Here is an 18,953-nt window from a genome sequence, read left to right as displayed (position 1 = left end):
CTTCTCGTGTAAAATTGCAATCTTTAAATAATCGCTTATTTCCTCTGATGCTTCAATTTTGTGGTGGACGTGCGCTTTCTCCGTTTCGTCTGGAAAAATTACTCAAAGAAATTAATACACTGAACCTGCAAGTATCCGCGGTCCATACCGAATACTGGCATTTCTGTTCGTTAACACGAAACCTGCAGGATGATGAGTTCGGTGCGCTGAGAAAGTTACTCAACAATGATCCGGCGCAGGAGAGTAATCCGTATCCCGGCGAGTTTTTTTTAGTATTGCCGCGTCCGGGAACCATTTCTCCCTGGTCGAGTAAAGCGACGGATATTGCGCGCCACTGCGGTTTAGCAGCCATTGAGCGCATTGAACGGGGTATCGCGTTTTATATTCAATGTCATACAAAACTTTCTGCAGAGGATAAGGCACGTCTCGCCCCACTCATTCATGACCGGATGACGGAAGCCGTATTTGGTTCATTCGATGATGCGGTCAAGTTGTTTCAGCATTTTGCACCGAAGCCCCTTAACACCATTGATGTGATGAACGGCGGTATCGAAGCGCTACGGCAGGCGAACCAAGCCATGGGATTGGCGCTATCGGCGGATGAAATTGAGTATCTGGCCTATCATTTCACGCAAGCTGCGCGCAATCCCACGGATGTGGAATTGATGATGTTTGCCCAGGCGAACTCTGAACATTGTCGCCATAAAATATTTAATGCGGATTGGATTGTGGATGGCAAACCCCAAGACAAATCGCTGTTTGCGATGATCCGCAACACGCATCAAACGCATCCGCAAGGCACGATTGTGGCGTATGCCGACAATTCCAGCGTTATCGAAGGGGCGGAGATAACGCGTTTTTATCCGGGTAACCAGCAGGTTTATGGTTACGCCCAAGAAAAAACACACCTATTGATGAAAGTCGAAACGCATAACCACCCAACTGCTATTTCACCTTTTCCCGGCGCTGCTACCGGTGTCGGCGGAGAAATTCGCGATGAAGGTGCAACTGGCCGTGGCGCCAAACCGAAAGCCGGTCTGTCCGGTTTCTCGGTGTCCAATTTGAATATTCCCGGTTATACGCAACCGTGGGAATACGATCGTTCCAATCCCGATGGCCAGTCAACGTATGGCAAACCCGGCCGCATTGCTTCCGCGTTGCAGATCATGCTGGAAGGGCCGATCGGTGGCGCGGCGTTTAATAATGAATTCGGGCGGCCTAATCTGGCGGGTTATTTCCGCACCTTTGAGGAGCGCGTTGCCGGGGAGATGCGTGGTTATCACAAGCCGATCATGCTGGCCGGCGGTATCGGGCAGATTTCGGACCGGCATGTGCACAAAGAAAAATTTCCGCCCGGTACTTTGCTGATTCAATTGGGTGGGCCGGGTATGCTGATTGGATTGGGCGGTGGCGCGGCTTCCAGCATGGATACCGGTACCAATCGGGAAGCGCTGGATTTTGATTCGGTGCAACGCGGCAATCCGGAAATGGAACGGCGCGCCCAGGAAGTCATTGACCGTTGCTGGCAGTTGGAAAGAACCGGGGCAGGCAATCCGATTTTATTCATTCATGATGTCGGCGCCGGTGGCTTATCCAATGCGTTTCCGGAATTGGTCCACGATTCCGGCAGAGGCGGGCGTTTTAATTTGCGCGATATTCCCTTCGAGGAATCCAGCATGTCACCGATGCAGATCTGGAGTAACGAAGCGCAGGAACGTTATGTGCTGGCCATCAAACCGGAATCGTTAGCGCTATTTCAAAGCATCTGCGCGCGCGAGCGTTGCCCATTTTCAGTCGTGGGGGAGGCAACTGCTGATGAACAATTGCTGGTCACTGATCAGGAATCAGCAATACCGCCTGTCGATATGGCGTTGTCGGTATTGTTAGGCAAACCGCCAAAAATGACCCGCAATGTTGTTCACGGCGACAGAATACTCCCGGCACTCGATTGGTCTGGTACGGATTTGACCGAAGCCGCCTACCGGGTTTTGCGTTTGCCTGCGGTGGCCGACAAAACTTTTCTAATCACGATTGGTGATCGCAGTGTCGGCGGCATGACGGCGCGCGATCAAATGGTTGGCCCGTGGCAGATTCCGGTCGCCGACGTCGCGGTGACCAGCATGGGGTATCAGACTGATCTCGGCGAGGCATTTGCCATCGGCGAGCACACGCCGCTGGCGTTGATCGATCCCGCGGCGGCAGCGCGGATGGCGGTCGGCGAAGCGATCACCAATATCGCTGCCGCAGCGATTGCTGAGATCGGCAATATCAAGCTATCAGCCAATTGGATGGCGGCGACCGGTCATCCGGGTGAAGATGCCGGGTTATACGACGCGGTGTATACCGTCGGCATGGAATTGTGCCCGCAATTGGGAATCAGCATCCCGGTGGGGAAAGATTCGATGTCGATGAAGACCGCCTGGGAAGAGACCGATCAAAAGACGCATGCGAAGATTCGCAAAGAAGTGACCGCACCGTTATCACTGATTATTTCCGCGTTCTCCAGTGTCACCGATGTGCGCAAAACTTTGACGCCGCAATTACGCACCGATTGCAGTGACAGCGAATTGATTCTGATTGATCTGGGGCACGGGCAGAATCGTCTGGGCGGTTCAGCGCTGGCGCAAGTGTTTAAACAAGTCGGCAATGCCGCGCCGAATATCGACGGTGAAGCCGGTGCCGCCAAACTCAAGGCGCTATTTGCCGCGATCCAGCAGCTTAATCTGGAACACAAACTATTGGCTTACCATGACCGTTCCGACGGCGGTCTGTTCGTGACGCTATGCGAAATGGCGTTTGCCGGGCATACCGGAGTGACGATCAATCTGGATCAGTTGTGTTTTGACGCGCAGTGCAGTGATATCGACGGATCTGAATTGCGGCCCGAGCAATTGGGCGGTCGCTTCTTGGAACGTTTGCTTGCTGTGCTGTTTAACGAGGAATTGGGCGTCGTTTTGCAGATTAAAACCGCGCAGCGTCAGGAAGTCATGCAGGTGCTGACCGAAGCCGGGTTACGCGATGCCAGTTTTGTCATCGGACAACTGAATGCAACCGATGAAATCCGCCTGATGCGCAATAACAAACCAGTGCTGGCAGAAAAACGGATCGATTTGCAGCGCGCCTGGTCGGAAACCACGTATCAAATGCAAAAACTGCGCGACAATCCGGTTTGTGCGCAACAGGAATATGACCGCATTCTGGATGCCGCTGATCCCGGTCTGCAGGTTGCACTGCGTTTTGATGCGGATGAAGATATCGCCGCGCCGTATATTCAAACCGGTGTACGTCCCCGCATGGCGATCTTGCGTGAGCAAGGTGTGAATGGCCATGTGGAAATGGCGGCGGCGTTTGACCGGGCAGGTTTTGCTGCGATCGATGTGCACATGAGCGATATCATCGCGGGGCGTGTGTCGCTAAAAGATTTCAAAGGATTCGTCGCGTGCGGCGGATTTTCCTATGGCGATGTACTCGGTGCGGGCGAAGGCTGGGCCAAATCGATTTTATTCAATTCCCGCGCACGGTCTGAGTTTGAGGCGTTTTTCCAGCGTGCCGATACGTTTGCGCTGGGGGTTTGCAATGGCTGTCAGATGATGAGCAATTTGCATGAAATCATTCCCGGTGCTGAAGCTTGGCCGCGTTTTAAGCGCAATGTGTCGGAGCAATTTGAGGCGCGCTTTGTGATGGTGGAAGTACAGCAAAGCCTGTCGTTATTTTTTGACGGCATGGCGGGTAGCCGGATGCCGATTACCGTGGCCCACGGTGAAGGCAGGGTTGAGTTTTCTTCCGCTCAACCGGAGAATGCTGCTGCGTTAGTGACAATGCGTTTTGTGGATAATTACGGGCAAGTTACCGAGAATTATCCCTATAACCCGAATGGATCGCTTCAGGGGATAACCGGATTAACCACGCCCGATGGACGTTTTAATGTGTTGATGCCGCATCCGGAGCGGGTGTTCCGGATATCGCAACACTCCTGGTACCCCAATGCACGGTCTGGCTCGACTGAAGATGGCCCGTGGATGCGCCTGTTCAGAAATGCGCGCAAGTGGGTTGGATGACAACAAGCTCAGAGCGAACGGTAATGTGTCAATTCCGTTCGTGGTAGGCTTGTCAAACTTTGGACGAAATCAACGGTGTTTTCTTAGGAATTGATCTGTTAACAGGATGATCAGAAATGACGAATTTTAGTATAAGCCGACGCAACAGAATTTTGAGCTTGACCGCATTGCTATTGAGTTTGTGCTGGAGTAATAGTTGGGCTGCCATTACACCGGCAAAAAAACCCGTGCCGAAGGATTGCGTGCCACTGGGGAATTGGGTGATTCCAGGCTCCGGCCCGACCACGCAGCAGGATGTCATCTCGCGCGCGGCGAAAGCTTCTGTGGTGCTGCTGGGTGAAACGCATGTCAATGCCGATCATCACCGCTGGCAATTGCAAACGCTGGTTGCTTTACATGCGGTGCGTCCGAATATGGTGATCGGGTTTGAAATGTTTCCGCGCCGGGTGCAGGCGGTGCTGGATAAATGGGTTGCCGGCGAGTTAACGGAAAAAGAATTTCTGCGGGCGGCGGAATGGGACCGGGTCTGGAATACCGATGCCAATCTGTATCTGCCCTTATTTCATTTTGCGCGCATGAACCATATCCCCATGCGCGCTTTGAATATTGAAGCCAGTTTGCGGCGTCTGGTGTCGGAAAAAGGTTTTTATGGCGTTTCAATAGAACAACGTGAAGGATTGACGCGCCCGGCTGAGCCAAGCCAAGCCTATTTGGATTATTTATTCCCGATTTATAAGCAGCATGATCGCAAAGATAAGCAGAAAGGGGAAATGAATCAGGATGATCCGGATTTCAGGCGCTTTATTTCCGGGCAGCAATTATGGGATCGTGCCATGGCGCAGGTCCTGCACCGGGCTTTAGCGGAATCTACCGGTTCGGAAAAACCGCTGGTTGTCGGTGTCATGGGCGCAGGCCATGTGCTGCATGGTTTTGGTGTTACCCATCAGTTGCATGACTTGGGTGTGCAGAATGTTGTTGCGTTATTGCCGTGGGACAGCGATAAATCCTGTAAAAATCTGGTGAAAGGAGTGGCAGACGCCGTGTTTGGCGTTCTGCCCAATGTTTCCGAATCTTTCCAGCCGCAATTTCAGCGGCTGGGTATCCGCTTTGAAATGGGCAGAGGCGGGGCCGTGGTGCTGCAAGTTGAGAAAAATAGCATAGCCGAGGCAGCCAAATTGCAGGATTCTGACGTGATTCTTGAGATGGCCGGTTTGCCGCTTAAAAATACCGAGGATGTTGTCACCATCGTGAAACGTCAGGTGCCGGGAACCTGGATGCCACTCAAAATAAAAAGAGATGATCAAGAAATACAAATCATCGCCAAGTTTCCATTACTCAAACATTAATCAACATTCCATTATCTTATGACAGGCCGCAAATTCATCAGAAATTTCCTCATTTTTTTATTCATCGGCAGCGTTGTACAGCCTGCTTGTGCGGCCCCTGTCCAATATAACGAGATTGATTACGATATAACGGTACGGATCGACCCCATCGCCCGCACCATCGAAGGCAAAAGCATCATCACGGTTAAAAATCCCAGGGAAATTAACCTGGTTCTGGGGCAGGCATATGAAGTCACCGAAGCGCTATTTAATGGCAGCTTACTGGGCATCGGCCGTGAGCAGGCCAATCAGCCGCATGTTTGGAAGATCCCCTTTAATTTCAGTCAACAGCATCAGTTTGAGATTCATTGGCGGGGGAAATTGGCGCAACTGGACGATTCACTCGATCATCAACAAACTTTGGGTAGACCGGTTGCAGCCAGCAGTGAAACCGGTACTTTCTTACCCGATGCATCCGGCTGGTATCCACGTGTTGCAGATGGATTGGCGCGCTATAAAGTCACACTGGAATTACCTGCCGGACAGCGTGGCCTAGTGGCAGGGCGGTTAATTGAAGAGAGCGAATCGGCACAAGGCTATCGCGCTGCTTTTGAATTTCCGCATCCCGCCGAAGGAATTGATTTGATGGCCGGGCCGTATGGAATTGAAACGCAGACGTACCAAAATATCAACAACCGGCCGATCCAACTGCGCACTTATTTTCATCCGCAAATCAACAATTTGTCACGCGACTATCTGGAAGCCGTCAAACGCTATCTGACCCTGTATGAAAAATGGATAGGCGAGTATCCGTACACCGAGTTCAGCATTGTCTCGAGTCCCACGCCAACCGGTTTTGGCATGCCGACATTGACTTATCTTGGCATCAATGTGCTGCAACTGCCGTTTATCCGCGATACTTCGCTCGGCCACGAAGTGCTGCACAACTGGTGGGGCAATGGGGTTTATCCGGATTACCGAAGCGGCAACTGGTCGGAAGGGCTGACCACTTTCATGGCCGATTATGCTTACAAAGAACAGGAAGGCAGTGAAGCGGCGCGTGAAATGCGCCTGGGCTGGTTGCGTGACTTTGCCGCATTGCAACCGGGACAGGATGCCGCGCTGACCGCATTTACCTCACGCACGCATAGTGCATCGAAAATTGTCGGGTATAACAAAGCGGCGATGTTTTTCTTCATGCTGCGGGATCACTTGGGTGAGACGGTTTTCAATCTCGGCATCCAAGGATTGTGGGCTGTTCAGCGCTTCAAAGTCACTTCCTGGCAACATCTGCAGAAAATGTTTGAAATGATTTCAGGGAAAAATCTGCAACCGTTCTTTACGCAATGGCTGGAACGCACCGGCGCACCGGAAATCACCATCAGCGAAGCAAAAAGTGCTCCGGCGGATTCGGGCTATGGGTTATCGATCACACTGAACCAATCCGATCCGGCATACCAGTTACGGGTTCCAGTTACGATTCGAAGTCAGGAGAAAATAGAAATTCAATGGCTTGATTTGCACCAGGAGCAGCAAACATTCACACTGACATTGACGGATAAACCCCTATCCGTCTCACTTGATCCGGATTTGCGCTTGTTCCGTCAATTAGCGCCGAACGAAGCACCGCCTATCCTGCGTGAAGTGATGGTCAATTCCACCACCGAAACCATCATATTGTCAGACAAAGGCGAAATCCGCAAAATCGCAGAGACGCTCGCCAGTAAACTGCAACAGCGTGCACCCAAACTCATTGCAGCCAGTCAACCACTCTCCGCAGCGCCCACACTGGTCATCGGCCTGCAACCTGAGATCGATGCCTGGCTTGCCGCCAAACAACTGGCACCCAGACCGGATGAAATCAACAAAAAAGGCACCGCGCAAGCCTGGACACTGGCTCGCGCCGACGGCGCATCACTGGCCATCGTGTCCGCAAATGATGCCGCGTCACTCGAAGCACTAATACGCCCGCTTCCACATTATGGGCGGCAGAGCTATATTGCGTTTGATGGCCGGGAAGCGATAGAGAAAGGGATTTGGCCGATGAAGGTGCAGACGGTGATGGTTGAGTGATGGTTGAGTGCCTGATTGTGAGGGGGTTATGTTTTGGGTAACTCGTGATTTGACACCTGACTCTGGTTTTTACTGCGATTAGATATTCTTGATTCTAGACCTGAACATCCCGCTAGAATTTTCAAGTGTTTTCGTCGATTTTTTTACGTATCTCATAGGCACGATTTTGTTTCAGCATTCTGAATATAATGCGGCAAAGTTGTCGGCCAAGCGCCCGAATTGCCTGATTATGTGATTTCCCCTCAATCCGTTTTTTCTCATAGTAACGCTGTGATTCAGGTACGCATTTTCGATGCTTGTCTACAGCGGCCATCATCGCGGTTTTGGCGCGTTTGTTGACATGTTGCGGTGCTTTTGAACCTCGAAACTTCCCTGAGCTGTTATCAAGGTTGGCCATTCCCAAATAGAGCGCCAGACTGCGTTCGCTAGCAAATCGATCAATGGTGCCAATCTCGCCCGCCAACTCTGAAGCACAGATCACAGCGAACCCTGGAATACTGTCAATTAACTGCGCAGCTTGGGATTCTTGCATTAACATCTTGCAACGTAATTCCAATGCTTTGATGTCGTTTTTGAGCGCCAGGATACGCCGGGCATCTTCAATGATCATCTCGCCGACCCATTCCACTTCATGACTAAATGACGCATGCGATTGCCATGCGACAATACTATCGGCGTACTTGCGGCCCACACCAGGAATCTTTAGCAAGGTAGATACGCGTAAACGCGACAGCTTGGTCAATTCATCAACGCTGGTGATAAAGCGTAAGAACCAAAGATTATCTGCATCTTTTGTGATGTCCAGCAGGCCGGGGCACACTGCGTGAAGATCGCCCTGAAGACGACTTTGCAGGCGGCTCTTTTCATCCACCAAAGCACGACGACGGCGACTCAGCCGTTTGAGCATATCGTTTTCCCGTGGTGTCGGCATGATTTCCTGAAGAACGTCTTTAGCCAATGGCAGGTGATCCCGCAGTTGGAATAGCTCCAGGCCTTTGCAAGCATCAATGCGGTCATTCTTGGCCGCAGCCGGAAAAATTTCCTTAAAGCGAGCCAGCTTCAGATTGTTGATGTTGTAGAGTTCATAACCGCGTACTTTCACCAGACTGTCCAAAGGGCGGGCATAGCCATTGTAGCCTTCCATTGCTACCGCTACCGCACCACCATGGCGTTGTCGATGATGTTCAATACGTTCAAAGAATTGTTTAAAACCTTCCGGGCGGTGGAAAATGGCAAACTCATCCAGCACATCGCCATTGGACAGGCCTATTGCTACACTGTGCTGACGACAACCTATATCAACACTGACATAAATTTGTGGGGTATTATCCATGATCATGGGGCCTCCGTACTGTTGCAACTAAACCGATAAATCATCCGTCGGTCTCGTCTACATACAGAGCCACAATCTACTGATCGGCACCATCCCGAACGACACACCGGATGACGCAGGAGGACGGGGACGGCATTTCAAGTCTAGCGAACCAGAATCCCAGCCGCTGACCCCATGAGCCACATCCCCGTCCGTTTGCTATATTAAACTATGGTTCTGTGGCCTGTCATCCTGCAAAATACGATGGTAGACCCTGACTGTTCACTGGAACTAATATGCCTCGCACAACGCCTCCTGCTGATGTGCTACGACAGCTACGCTCAGAAGTTGGTTTTGGGTGTCCCCATCCGGGCTGCGGCAATCCATACCTCGAGTGGCATCACTTTGATCCACCCTATCGGGAAGAAGCTCATCATCGGCCGGAGGGAATGATCGCGCTTTGCGCAGAGCATCACAAAAAGGCTGATGCCGGGGCCTACACCAAGGATCAGCTTCGATCATTCAAGCTCAACCGTGCCAACGCCGAACTTGTCAAAGGAAGTTTTGATTGGCTGCGGAATGATTTGTTGGCAGTTGTGGGTGGTAACTATTATTACGACACACCCGTCGCGATTGAGATTGATGGAAATCGTGTGGTGTGGTTCCGGCGGGACGAGGAAGGATATCTTCGTCTGAACGTTAAAGTTCTAAGCCTGTCGCCGGAGCCGCGCGCTTCAATAGTAGATAACATTTGGGGGGAAGTTGGAGGACCAGAAGACTTACGCTCGCCACCGGGTGGGAAATCGCTTCTGATTAAGTATTCTTCTGGTGATCGTCTCTCAGTGGAGTTTCAGGAGTTTCCATCGGCAGAAGCTCTTTTTGCACGATACCGAAGTGATCTGCTTCGGAACCCCTTGCTCAAGTTCCCGCTTACTACAGTGGAGGTTAATTTTGCTGTCGGTTCAACCGAACTTCTTCTTTCGCCTAAAGGTACGACACTTCCTGGCAACAATCGAATTATCGGTGGCCTGTCTGTCAGGGGTGGTACTGGAGTATCAGTAGGAGTCGGCTTTCCCTGGCGTCAGAATTCCGCAATTTCTTCTGTACCAAGATTCCGGCGAAACGCGATGTGTCCATGCAAGAGCGGACTACGTTATAAATCATGCCACGGAATAGTGCGGTGAAGCCTAACCATTCGTTCAGCCGGAAGCAGTAGGGCATGCCGCCGTTTGGGCCTCCATTTCATTCTGGCCCAAACGTCGTCACGAAAACAAGGGGTCAGATACCGTCTTGAATTGCAAGTGCTGAATGATCGCACAAGGGTCACACAAGGGGTCATTCGCACACAAGGGGTCACACGCACAGCAGGGGTCTACCATCGTATTTTGCAGGATGACAGGCCACAGAACCATAGTTTAATATAGCAAACGGACGGGGATGTGGCTCATGGGGTCAGCGGCTGGGATTCTGGTTCGCTAGACTTGAAATGCCGTCCCCGTCCTCCTGCGTCATCCGGTGTGTCGTTCGGGATGGTGCCGATCAGTAGATTGTGGCTCTGTATGTAGACGAGACCGACGGATGATTTATCGGTTTAGTTGCAACAGTACGGAGGCCCCATGATCATGGATAATACCCCACAAATTTATGTCAGTGTTGATATAGGTTGTCGTCAGCACAGTGTAGCAATAGGCCTGTCCAATGGCGATGTGCTGGATGAGTTTGCCATTTTCCACCGCCCGGAAGGTTTTAAACAATTCTTTGAACGTATTGAACATCATCGACAACGCCATGGTGGTGCGGTAGCGGTAGCAATGGAAGGCTACAATGGCTATGCCCGCCCTTTGGACAGTCTGGTGAAAGTACGCGGTTATGAACTCTACAACATCAACAATCTGAAGCTGGCTCGCTTTAAGGAAATTTTTCCGGCTGCGGCCAAGAATGACCGCATTGATGCTTGCAAAGGCCTGGAGCTATTCCAACTGCGGGATCACCTGCCATTGGCTAAAGACGTTCTTCAGGAAATCATGCCGACACCACGGGAAAACGATATGCTCAAACGGCTGAGTCGCCGTCGTCGTGCTTTGGTGGATGAAAAGAGCCGCCTGCAAAGTCGTCTTCAGGGCGATCTTCACGCAGTGTGCCCCGGCCTGCTGGACATCACAAAAGATGCAGATAATCTTTGGTTCTTACGCTTTATCACCAGCGTTGATGAATTGACCAAGCTGTCGCGTTTACGCGTATCTACCTTGCTAAAGATTCCTGGTGTGGGCCGCAAGTACGCCGATAGTATTGTCGCATGGCAATCGCATGCGTCATTTAGTCATGAAGTGGAATGGGTCGGCGAGATGATCATTGAAGATGCCCGGCGTATCCTGGCGCTCAAAAACGACATCAAAGCATTGGAATTACGTTGCAAGATGTTAATGCAAGAATCCCAAGCTGCGCAGTTAATTGACAGTATTCCAGGGTTCGCTGTGATCTGTGCTTCAGAGTTGGCGGGCGAGATTGGCACCATTGATCGATTTGCTAGCGAACGCAGTCTGGCGCTCTATTTGGGAATGGCCAACCTTGATAACAGCTCAGGGAAGTTTCGAGGTTCAAAAGCACCGCAACATGTCAACAAACGCGCCAAAACCGCGATGATGGCCGCTGTAGACAAGCATCGAAAATGCGTACCTGAATCACAGCGTTACTATGAGAAAAAACGGATTGAGGGGAAATCACATAATCAGGCAATTCGGGCGCTTGGCCGACAGCTTTGCCGTATTATATTCAGAATGCTGAAACAAAATCGTGCCTATGAGATACGTAAAAAAATCGACGAAAACACTTGAAAATTCTAGCGGGATGTTCAGGTCGCGAGTTGAGAATATATCCAATAAGTTAGAGTTAGAGTTAGAATTAGGTATAGTTTTGTTTAGCGGCCCTGTGTGATGTGCGCATCACCTGTTTCGGATTTGTAATTAGGCACCTGGTCCTGGTCATGCACTATCAATTGCATCCAACAACGATTGGGGTTATTCTGCTCAAGAATAAAAAGTATGAATTCTTGATTCTAGATCTGACACCTTTTTTGGTAGTTGTAATATTTGTTCCAGCGTCAAAACTGGTTGATTCTTGTACTTAATCTGGTTAAATTATCTCTAAATGGGATTCCTTTAATGGCAATAGAAAAGGTGCATCTCTTTATAATTCAATGTGTTGATTTCACCTAATAACGAAGGAAGAGCACACAACTTAGCTTAAAAAAGGATCTCTAATATGGCAAACAATGTCACCACAAAACCCAAAAATAATGACCATTCCTCCACTGCAGCTAAGCAAATACATGCCGTTTTAATCACATTAGTGTTCGTCATAGGCATGGGGTGGACCGTCTGCAAGTCAGTATATGCCGCCAACAATGTCAGCTCTTCTGCAACCACCTCCGGGGTTAAGTGGCATCCCGGTCATTACTATACACTGATGGGTCAAGGTAAGAATAATGCCAAATATATGGCGCAAGTTTATAAAGAACTCAAAGAAACTCCGGCATTGCGCGGAATACAAATTCGCTATGAATGGGCAGAACTAGAACCAGCAGAAAATATGTATGACTTTACATCCATTGAGCATCACCTTGCCGAACTTGCTGCACAAAAAAAACGGCTTATTATTTTACTGCAAATGAAATCATTCAACCCTTCAACAGCTTTCGTACCAGATTACCTGAAACGTGAAGATAGCATATTCCCTTTCAGTACTTTTGGTAAAAAAGACATTACAGGATACAACCTTAAGTTGTGGAATCCACTCGTGCATGATCGCATGGTTGCATTAATCAGTGCATTGGGTAAGCGTTTCAATTCCCATCCTTACTTTGAAGGTATCGGCTTGACAGAAACCGCATTAGGACAACCTTTAGTAGAGATACCCAAAAACCAATTAGATAATTATTACAGCAATCTGCTCAGCATAAACCAGCAATTACGCAAGTACTTTCCCAATACAATGACGTATCAATACACCAACTATCCGCGCTCGATGCTCAAATCATTTATAAGTAAACTCAGAGAAATAGGAACTGGATTAGGTGGTCCGGATATTTTTATGGATGAACCAGGCTTGATCGCTAGTGAATCAAGGAATTCAGCAAAAGGTGTTTATCAACATTATCCTGAGCTTTCTGGAATAGTTCCTCTGACGCCTTCGGTAATGCAAACAAATTATGAGACTACCCGGCATGATAAAAAAGGCAAAGTTCCGTCCATTGATGAATTATATTTCTTTGCTCGCGACAACTTGAAAGCTAACTATATTTTCTGGACACGGGCTCCAAAATATTACCCGCAAGTGCTGGAGATGTTGAATGGGCTTGATCAAACAGGCGGTGCCGGCGGATTGAATTCAACTTGCCCAAAGGCCTACCCCTCTTGCGTTGACTAGGTATTTTTTAGCAACCCCACTGACTTGTATGCAAGTCACTAGATCCATGTACTCTTACACAAGGGTAGAGTAAAGGATTGGCTTTCGATCGCCATTAGGAGTTGCTTATCTGTTTCCGCCCCTTTCGTTTGACGGTGCCTCAATAGCCATTCCATAGTCAACTTCACCAGCCCTTCCTCATCACACAAGGGGTCTGGTCGCAAATTGTGAATATAACCAATGAATTAGAATTAGGTATAGTTTTGTTTAGCGGCCTTGTGTGATGTGCGCATCACCTGTTTCAGATTCGTAATTCGGCACCTGGTCCTAGTCATGCACTATCAATTGCATCCAACAACGATTGGGGTTATTCTGCGCAAGAATAAAGAACAAGAATTCTTGATTCTAGACCAGACACCTTTTCCGACACCTTTTCCCTTTTTGACACACCATGCTTAGCGGTAACAAATAACTCCGATGATAAAGAAAAACAAAGAAATTTCTTTCGACGAATCTGACGACTGCTCCACAGAAACCCAAGAACAGTTCAAAAAAAACGTTGCTGCTTTTGAGCGAGCGAAATGGTGCCAACCTTTTCAGGTTTTGGTTGAATCAGGCATCTCTTTGCCTCCATCTGGCGGTTTGTCAGATGCAGAACTTAATGCCAAATTATGGGAAGTCATTAAAGCTCTGGCATTGATGGGGATCTACTTGGAACATACAGATCACTTGAGCAATCGTGAACTTTACATCCTGCTTTTGGACGATATTCTACTGGAAGAAATGGTTTTTCAATCAGGCGAAATGAACCTGGCCTGCCATATTGATTTGATTGGCAGTGGAAGCGACGAAGATAACGACATCTACCTGAAATATTATGCTGACGAAAATGACCGCACTCTCTGGATTAAAGAATTTCCCGGCGAGCCAATACCCGATCGAGAGCGGCTCCCGTTTGATCGTGACTGTCGACTACCGAAGCCAGACCCGGAAGAAAATTTCGAGGTGCATTAGCCTAACGAATAAAGTTGAATCGTGGTTCGCTTCTCCGCGTGATCTAAAATTTATTCGTTAGTTAACCAGCTTCTTTCTGCATGATGTTTTGAAACAATTCCGAAGCAATCAATCGGTCCAGCCATACAATCAGATGATGATAGTGAGATGCATAAAACCAATCCGGATTGGCATTGGAGAATTGCCGGATAAACGGAAAGATCGCCATATCCGCCAGTGTGTAACGCCCGCCCAACAGATAACCGTCCTTGCTCAAGCGTGTGTTCAATTCGGCTAGAAACGGCTCAGCTTGTTCCCGGTAATACGCTTCAGAATGCTCCGGAAAACGGACGGCATATTTATAGAGATCCAGCGCAGGTTTAAACGATTCATCATTTTGCTTGATCAGTGACATGATCTCAGCCGAAGCGCCCGGATCGCTATCCAGCCAGTGCTCCGGATCATTCAGGGAAAGCGCCCATTGCATGATATCCAGACTTTGTTCGAGTACACGGCCGTCAGAAAACTTTAGTACCGGTACCGTGCCTTTCGGTGAGCATTCCAACATTTCTTTGGGTTTGGCACGTAAACTGACTTCGTGTGTATCCACTTCAACGCCGCTGACTTTGATCGCCAATCGGGCACGGATCGCAAACGGACAACGGCGAAAGCTAAAAAGCAGCGGTTTCATTATTCTGTAACGTTTAGCAAATACTGATTATCTAACAAGCTTCTAAATAACTGTCATTTCGAGCACAGCGAGAAATCCATTATTTTGATTCCCAAAGATTCCTCACTAAGTTCGGAATGACAGGTGGGTTGTTCAGAAGCTCATTATTAAGCTGCAGCACGATTCTGATCCCGGCTTTTTTTGATTAAATCATAAGCAGTTTGCACTTCTTTGGCTTGCTCAGTAGCCACCGCGATCATTTCTTCCGGCACGCCCTGCCCCATCAATTTGTCGGGATGGTATTGACTCATTAACTTACGATAGGCATGTTTGATTTCTTGATCGGTATTCTCTTTGCTGACACCCAGTGCTTTATACGCATCTTCCAATGCACTGGCCGATGTGCTTTGTCCACCAGCGAAATGCATTTGATTCAGTATCATGTCTAGCAATTGCTTAAATGCAGCAGGGCTATATCCCAGGCGCCCGGCGACCTCTTTAATCAGTTCTTCTTCGGCAGAATTTAATTGGCCATCGGATAATCCCATGATAATGAGATAAACCAGCAGCATCTGTTTCAAATTATTTGAAGGGCCGCATATGGCAAGGAATTCATTGATTTTGGGGTGAATATCATAGTCTGCAGCAGCGCCTTGCTTGAACAGTGCAATCGCCTTTAGCCGATGATCCGGTGTCATGCCGAGTTTCTGCATGAATTGTTGAACATGCGATACTTCAGTCTCTGAAACACGGCCATCTGCCTTAGCCAGTTTTCCCATTAAAATAAAAACAGTTTCCAGGAAAATCGACTGACGGCGCGCAGCATTAAACGGATTCATCCCAGCCGAACCAAAAGCTCTGAATCGATCAATGATGCTTCCGACAAAATAACCTAGGAAAATGCCTAAGAAACCAAGGATGAAGAAGCCCGCTAAGGCACCGAGTATTCTAAACAATGAAGTTCCAGACTTAGCAATAAAAGAAGTGATTATAACGAATTCCCGCTTGAGGAGATTGTTTTAAGGTTTGAATTAGCACCCTAAATCAAGTTTGCTCAATTACCGGATTAAGATTGGTTAGCCCATTGCTCAGGTGTCAGCGTTTTCATCGATAGCGCATGAATTTCCTGTTTCATCCGGTCACCCAGCGACTTATACACCAGTTGGTGTTGCTGAATCATATTTTTCCCATTGAATTCCGCGCTTACGATCAACGCGTGAAAGTGATTCCCATCATCTCCTTCTACCGCTACGTATTCACACGGCAACGAGGATTCGATATAGATTTTTACGTTTTCAGCTGTCAGCATTTCAGTCTCCTTCACGCAATTTATTAGGTTGCAAAATAAGCAATTGGTATCAAAACAATGAATCTAGTAGCGCAATTTATATCCGGATTTGAGCATTCGAATGGCCAATAGGGAAATGGCCAGCAAACATATTGCCACAATCAACAAGCTAATATAAGGCGAAATATCCGATACGCCAAAGAAGCCATAGCGGAATCCATCGATCATATAAAAGAATGGGTTGAGGTGAGACAAGTACTGCCAGGCGATGGGTAATGAGTGTATGGTGTAGAACACACCGGATAAAAATGACAGCGGCATAATGATAAAGTTCTGAAAAGCTGCCAATTGATCGAACTTATCGGCCCAGATACCAGCGATCAAACCCAGCGCACCCAAAATCGCACTACCGAGTATAACAAACAACAGCGCCCAGAATGGCAACTGCAGCGGAATATCAAAAAACACCAGTGTCACCAAATAAACTCCCAAGCCGACCAACAATCCGCGCACAATCGATGCCAGAATATAGGCAAAGAAAATGGCGCGATAAGACAATGGCGACAACAAGATAAACACAATATTGCCGCTGATTTTTGACTGAATCATGCTGGACGATGCGTTGGCAAATGCATTTTGTATGACGGCCATCATCACCAGACCCGGAACCAGGAAAACGGTATAAGCGACACCTGGATAAACTTCCATATGCGCTTCCAGCACATGAAGAAAAATCAACAAATACAGCAAAGTAGATACCATCGGCGCCAGGATCGTTTGAAAACCGACTTTCCAGAAGCGCAGCAATTCTTTATAGAGCAAGGTAAGAAATCCGGTCATTTCGATTGACTCCCGCTTTTTCTCATGATGCTGACAAAAACATCTTCCAAATCCGGCTGCTGCAAATGCATTTCCAGTATCTGGATATCCGCAACTCGCAATGACGACAAAATAAATTCCACTTGTGCATAGTTTTCAATTCTAAGTTCGGCTATTCCGTCGTGATGACTGATTTGTAATGGCTGCAATGTGGGTGGCAACCTGTCTGGCACCAATCGTAGCCGTACCGATTTCCCAGCGATCATTTTTCCAATCAAGTTTTTCGTACTATCCAGTGCAACTATTTTTCCTTCTTTCAGCATCGCAACCCGATGACACAACGTTTCCGCTTCTTCGAGATAATGCGTAGTCAGAACGATTGTGTGTCCATCTTGATTGAGCTGCTTGATAAAATCCCAGAGTGTCTGGCGTAACTCAACATCCACACCAGCCGTCGGCTCATCCAGAATAATAACCGGTGGCTTGTGCACCAGCGCTTGCGCAACCAAAACACGGCGTTTCATACCGCCTGACAGTGCACGCATGTTTGCATTCGCTTTGTCAGAAAGATCCAGGCGTTCAATGATCTCATCAACCCACCGGGAATTTTCCTTGATGCCGTAATAGCCGGATTGGATTAACAATACTTCGCGTACGGTGAAAAAAGGATCAAAAACCAGTTCTTGCGGCACCACACCCAAATTCCGGCGGGCTTGCTGATACTGTGTGTGCACATCGTGCCCCATCACATGCACTGAGCCTTTGTTGGCAAGAGTCAAACCGGCAATAATGCTGATCAGTGTTGTTTTACCGGCGCCGTTAGGCCCCAACAAAGCAAAGAATTCTCCCGCATGAATTTCAAGATCAATATCCGTTAACGCACGCAGATTACCGAAGTGCTTACACACTTGCTTGACTTCAATGGCAGGCAACATTCAATGGATAAATCAGAAGAAAATTGGTTTAGGGTTTCAAAGAACAGCAGGGTTTAGCCGGATCAGACAGCGTTCTTATCTGTGGCTTGATTGACTGGGATCGGAATCAACTCAACCACATCATACAACTGAATCAGGCTTTTAAGGCTTTCGGGCATGTTGATAAACTGCAATGGATAAGTGTTTTTGCGTGTCGCACGTAACCATTCCAGTAGCATACTAATAATCGTTGAGTCCACTTCGGTCACTTTATCCAGATCAATCGTTAAGGGATGGTCGTCGAACAATGCAATCCCATCCTCAGTCAGCTTCACAACATTATCAATGGTTACCGGACCTTGCACGATAACTGTATCGTCATCGCGAAAAACTATTGATACCAAAGCATCCAGATTATTCATCCGCCGGTATTATTTCTTACCTTCCAGAGACTTATTCTTATCTGTTAATGCCTTAAGCAATCCTTCGACACCGCCCTTGCGGACTTGGCTGTTAAAAGTTCCGCGATAATTCGTTACCAGACTCACCCCGGCAACCGTCACATCATAAACTTTCCAGCCATCCGGTTTTTTTTCCATGCTGTAATCAATCGGCACCGGTTCTTTTCCATTCCCTTGAATGACGACAGTCCGGACTGTTGTCTCTACCTGATCGCCCAATTGCTTGATCGGGTTTACATTAATCGTTTCGTGATTATAACTGGTCAATGCATTGGAATACGTACGCACCAACAGTGTACGAAATTCATTCACCAGTTTGTTTTGCTGCTCCGGCGCTGCTTTTGACCAGTGCTGCCCCATCGCCAGTTGGGTCATGCGCGAGAAATTGAAATGCGGCAGTATTTTAGTTTCAATCAGATCATGCATTTTATCCCGGTTACCATTTTTCAATGCTTCATCTTTCTGGATAATCTCGATCACTTCCTTAACGGTCTTATCGACCAATCTGTCAGGCGCCAAATCCATTGTCCATGCAGGGAACGCCAGCAAAATAGAAAGTAGCAATACAGTTATTCCAAGAAATCTTTTCATTGTTCCCTCACCAAAATTTTAAGTAATATGCAATACTAAACCAAC

General features: G+C 48.3%; 15 protein-coding genes. 7 read left to right on the top strand and 8 right to left on the bottom strand.

Annotated features, from left to right (window positions below; translation table 11 throughout):
- Positions 1-47 precede the first annotated feature (47 nt).
- The 3 genes from purL (at position 48) to NIT79A3_RS12630 (ending at position 7,456) form a co-directional block, all read left to right on the top strand.
- Positions 48-4,058: a phosphoribosylformylglycinamidine synthase gene (gene purL / locus NIT79A3_RS12640; protein ID WP_013966573.1), complete on the top strand. Its 4,011-nt coding sequence runs from the start codon at positions 48-50 to the stop codon at positions 4,056-4,058.
- 116 nt (positions 4,059-4,174) lie between these two features.
- Positions 4,175-5,404: a ChaN family lipoprotein gene (locus tag NIT79A3_RS12635; RefSeq protein ID WP_013966572.1), complete on the top strand. Its 1,230-nt coding sequence runs from the start codon at positions 4,175-4,177 to the stop codon at positions 5,402-5,404.
- Between the two features lie 18 nt (positions 5,405-5,422).
- Positions 5,423-7,456 (top strand): M1 family aminopeptidase, encoded by a 2,034-nt coding sequence (locus NIT79A3_RS12630; protein ID WP_013966571.1) that lies wholly within the window; start codon positions 5,423-5,425, stop codon positions 7,454-7,456.
- A gap of 121 nt (positions 7,457-7,577) precedes the next feature.
- Here NIT79A3_RS12630 and NIT79A3_RS12625 read toward each other — a convergent pair whose 3' ends face one another.
- The gene (locus NIT79A3_RS12625; protein ID WP_041360563.1) at positions 7,578-8,789 is read right to left on the bottom strand and encodes an IS110 family transposase; all 1,212 of its coding nucleotides are present in this window, start codon (positions 8,787-8,789) and stop codon (positions 7,578-7,580) included.
- A 275-nt stretch (positions 8,790-9,064) separates the two neighbouring features.
- Between NIT79A3_RS12625 and NIT79A3_RS12620 the strand changes: the two genes are divergently transcribed.
- The 4 genes from NIT79A3_RS12620 (at position 9,065) to NIT79A3_RS12605 (ending at position 14,186) form a co-directional block, all read left to right on the top strand.
- Positions 9,065-9,952, top strand: a complete 888-nt coding sequence (locus tag NIT79A3_RS12620; protein ID WP_013966570.1) for an SEC-C domain-containing protein — start codon at positions 9,065-9,067, stop codon at positions 9,950-9,952.
- Positions 9,953-10,390: 438 nt separating this feature from the next.
- The gene (locus NIT79A3_RS12615; RefSeq protein ID WP_041360563.1) at positions 10,391-11,602 is read left to right on the top strand and encodes an IS110 family transposase; all 1,212 of its coding nucleotides are present in this window, start codon (positions 10,391-10,393) and stop codon (positions 11,600-11,602) included.
- A gap of 427 nt (positions 11,603-12,029) precedes the next feature.
- Entirely contained in the window at positions 12,030-13,193 is a 1,164-nt protein-coding gene (locus NIT79A3_RS12610) for a hypothetical protein (RefSeq protein ID WP_013966569.1), read from the top strand.
- A gap of 456 nt (positions 13,194-13,649) precedes the next feature.
- Positions 13,650-14,186 (top strand): hypothetical protein, encoded by a 537-nt coding sequence (locus tag NIT79A3_RS12605; RefSeq protein ID WP_013966568.1) that lies wholly within the window; start codon positions 13,650-13,652, stop codon positions 14,184-14,186.
- Between the two features lie 61 nt (positions 14,187-14,247).
- On the opposite strand, the gene NIT79A3_RS12600 is transcribed toward NIT79A3_RS12605, so the two are convergent.
- From NIT79A3_RS12600 to NIT79A3_RS12570, 7 genes are all read right to left on the bottom strand, one after another.
- Entirely contained in the window at positions 14,248-14,856 is a 609-nt protein-coding gene (locus tag NIT79A3_RS12600) for a glutathione S-transferase (protein WP_013966567.1), read from the bottom strand.
- Between the two features lie 146 nt (positions 14,857-15,002).
- Complete coding sequence (gene djlA / locus NIT79A3_RS12595; protein WP_013966566.1) at positions 15,003-15,791, bottom strand: co-chaperone DjlA; 789 nt, start codon at positions 15,789-15,791, stop codon at positions 15,003-15,005.
- Between the two features lie 110 nt (positions 15,792-15,901).
- On the bottom strand, positions 15,902-16,144 hold the full coding sequence (locus tag NIT79A3_RS12590; RefSeq protein ID WP_013966565.1) for a BolA/IbaG family iron-sulfur metabolism protein: 243 nt from the start codon (positions 16,142-16,144) through the stop codon (positions 15,902-15,904).
- 63 nt (positions 16,145-16,207) lie between these two features.
- Positions 16,208-16,963, bottom strand: a complete 756-nt coding sequence (locus tag NIT79A3_RS12585; RefSeq protein ID WP_013966564.1) for an ABC transporter permease — start codon at positions 16,961-16,963, stop codon at positions 16,208-16,210.
- Positions 16,960-17,877 carry an ABC transporter ATP-binding protein gene (locus NIT79A3_RS12580; RefSeq protein WP_013966563.1) on the bottom strand — a complete coding sequence of 306 codons (918 nt, stop codon included), beginning with the start codon at positions 17,875-17,877 and terminating at the stop codon, positions 16,960-16,962. The genes NIT79A3_RS12585 and NIT79A3_RS12580 overlap by 4 nt, the downstream gene beginning before the upstream one ends.
- 62 nt (positions 17,878-17,939) lie before the next feature.
- Entirely contained in the window at positions 17,940-18,278 is a 339-nt protein-coding gene (locus tag NIT79A3_RS12575) for an STAS domain-containing protein (protein ID WP_013966562.1), read from the bottom strand.
- Between the two features lie 9 nt (positions 18,279-18,287).
- Positions 18,288-18,908, bottom strand: coding sequence for an ABC transporter substrate-binding protein (locus tag NIT79A3_RS12570; protein WP_013966561.1), 621 nt, complete (start codon positions 18,906-18,908; stop codon positions 18,288-18,290).
- Between the last annotated feature and the right edge of the window lie 45 nt (positions 18,909-18,953).

It is taken from the genome of Nitrosomonas sp. Is79A3 (genome assembly GCF_000219585.1).
Classification (GTDB): domain Bacteria; phylum Pseudomonadota; class Gammaproteobacteria; order Burkholderiales; family Nitrosomonadaceae; genus Nitrosomonas.
Note: the sequence above shows the minus strand (reverse complement) of the source record. Positions and strands in the feature narration are given on the sequence as shown.

Excerpts from the sequence above, each read along its gene's own strand:
- purL (WP_013966573.1), top strand. The coding sequence starts at position 48 with ATGCTTCAATTTTGTGGTGGACGTGCGCTTTCTCCGTTTCGTCTGGAA.
- NIT79A3_RS12635 (WP_013966572.1), top strand. The coding sequence starts at position 4,175 with ATGACGAATTTTAGTATAAGCCGACGCAACAGAATTTTGAGCTTGACC.
- NIT79A3_RS12630 (WP_013966571.1), top strand. The coding sequence starts at position 5,423 with ATGACAGGCCGCAAATTCATCAGAAATTTCCTCATTTTTTTATTCATC.
- NIT79A3_RS12625 (WP_041360563.1), bottom strand. The coding sequence starts at position 8,789 with ATGGATAATACCCCACAAATTTATGTCAGTGTTGATATAGGTTGTCGT.
- NIT79A3_RS12620 (WP_013966570.1), top strand. The coding sequence starts at position 9,065 with ATGCCTCGCACAACGCCTCCTGCTGATGTGCTACGACAGCTACGCTCA.
- NIT79A3_RS12615 (WP_041360563.1), top strand. The coding sequence starts at position 10,391 with ATGGATAATACCCCACAAATTTATGTCAGTGTTGATATAGGTTGTCGT.
- NIT79A3_RS12610 (WP_013966569.1), top strand. The coding sequence starts at position 12,030 with ATGGCAAACAATGTCACCACAAAACCCAAAAATAATGACCATTCCTCC.
- NIT79A3_RS12605 (WP_013966568.1), top strand. The coding sequence starts at position 13,650 with ATGATAAAGAAAAACAAAGAAATTTCTTTCGACGAATCTGACGACTGC.
- NIT79A3_RS12600 (WP_013966567.1), bottom strand. The coding sequence starts at position 14,856 with ATGAAACCGCTGCTTTTTAGCTTTCGCCGTTGTCCGTTTGCGATCCGT.
- NIT79A3_RS12590 (WP_013966565.1), bottom strand. The coding sequence starts at position 16,144 with ATGCTGACAGCTGAAAACGTAAAAATCTATATCGAATCCTCGTTGCCG.
- NIT79A3_RS12585 (WP_013966564.1), bottom strand. The coding sequence starts at position 16,963 with ATGACCGGATTTCTTACCTTGCTCTATAAAGAATTGCTGCGCTTCTGG.
- NIT79A3_RS12580 (WP_013966563.1), bottom strand. The coding sequence starts at position 17,877 with ATGTTGCCTGCCATTGAAGTCAAGCAAGTGTGTAAGCACTTCGGTAAT.
- NIT79A3_RS12575 (WP_013966562.1), bottom strand. The coding sequence starts at position 18,278 with ATGAATAATCTGGATGCTTTGGTATCAATAGTTTTTCGCGATGACGAT.
- NIT79A3_RS12570 (WP_013966561.1), bottom strand. The coding sequence starts at position 18,908 with ATGAAAAGATTTCTTGGAATAACTGTATTGCTACTTTCTATTTTGCTG.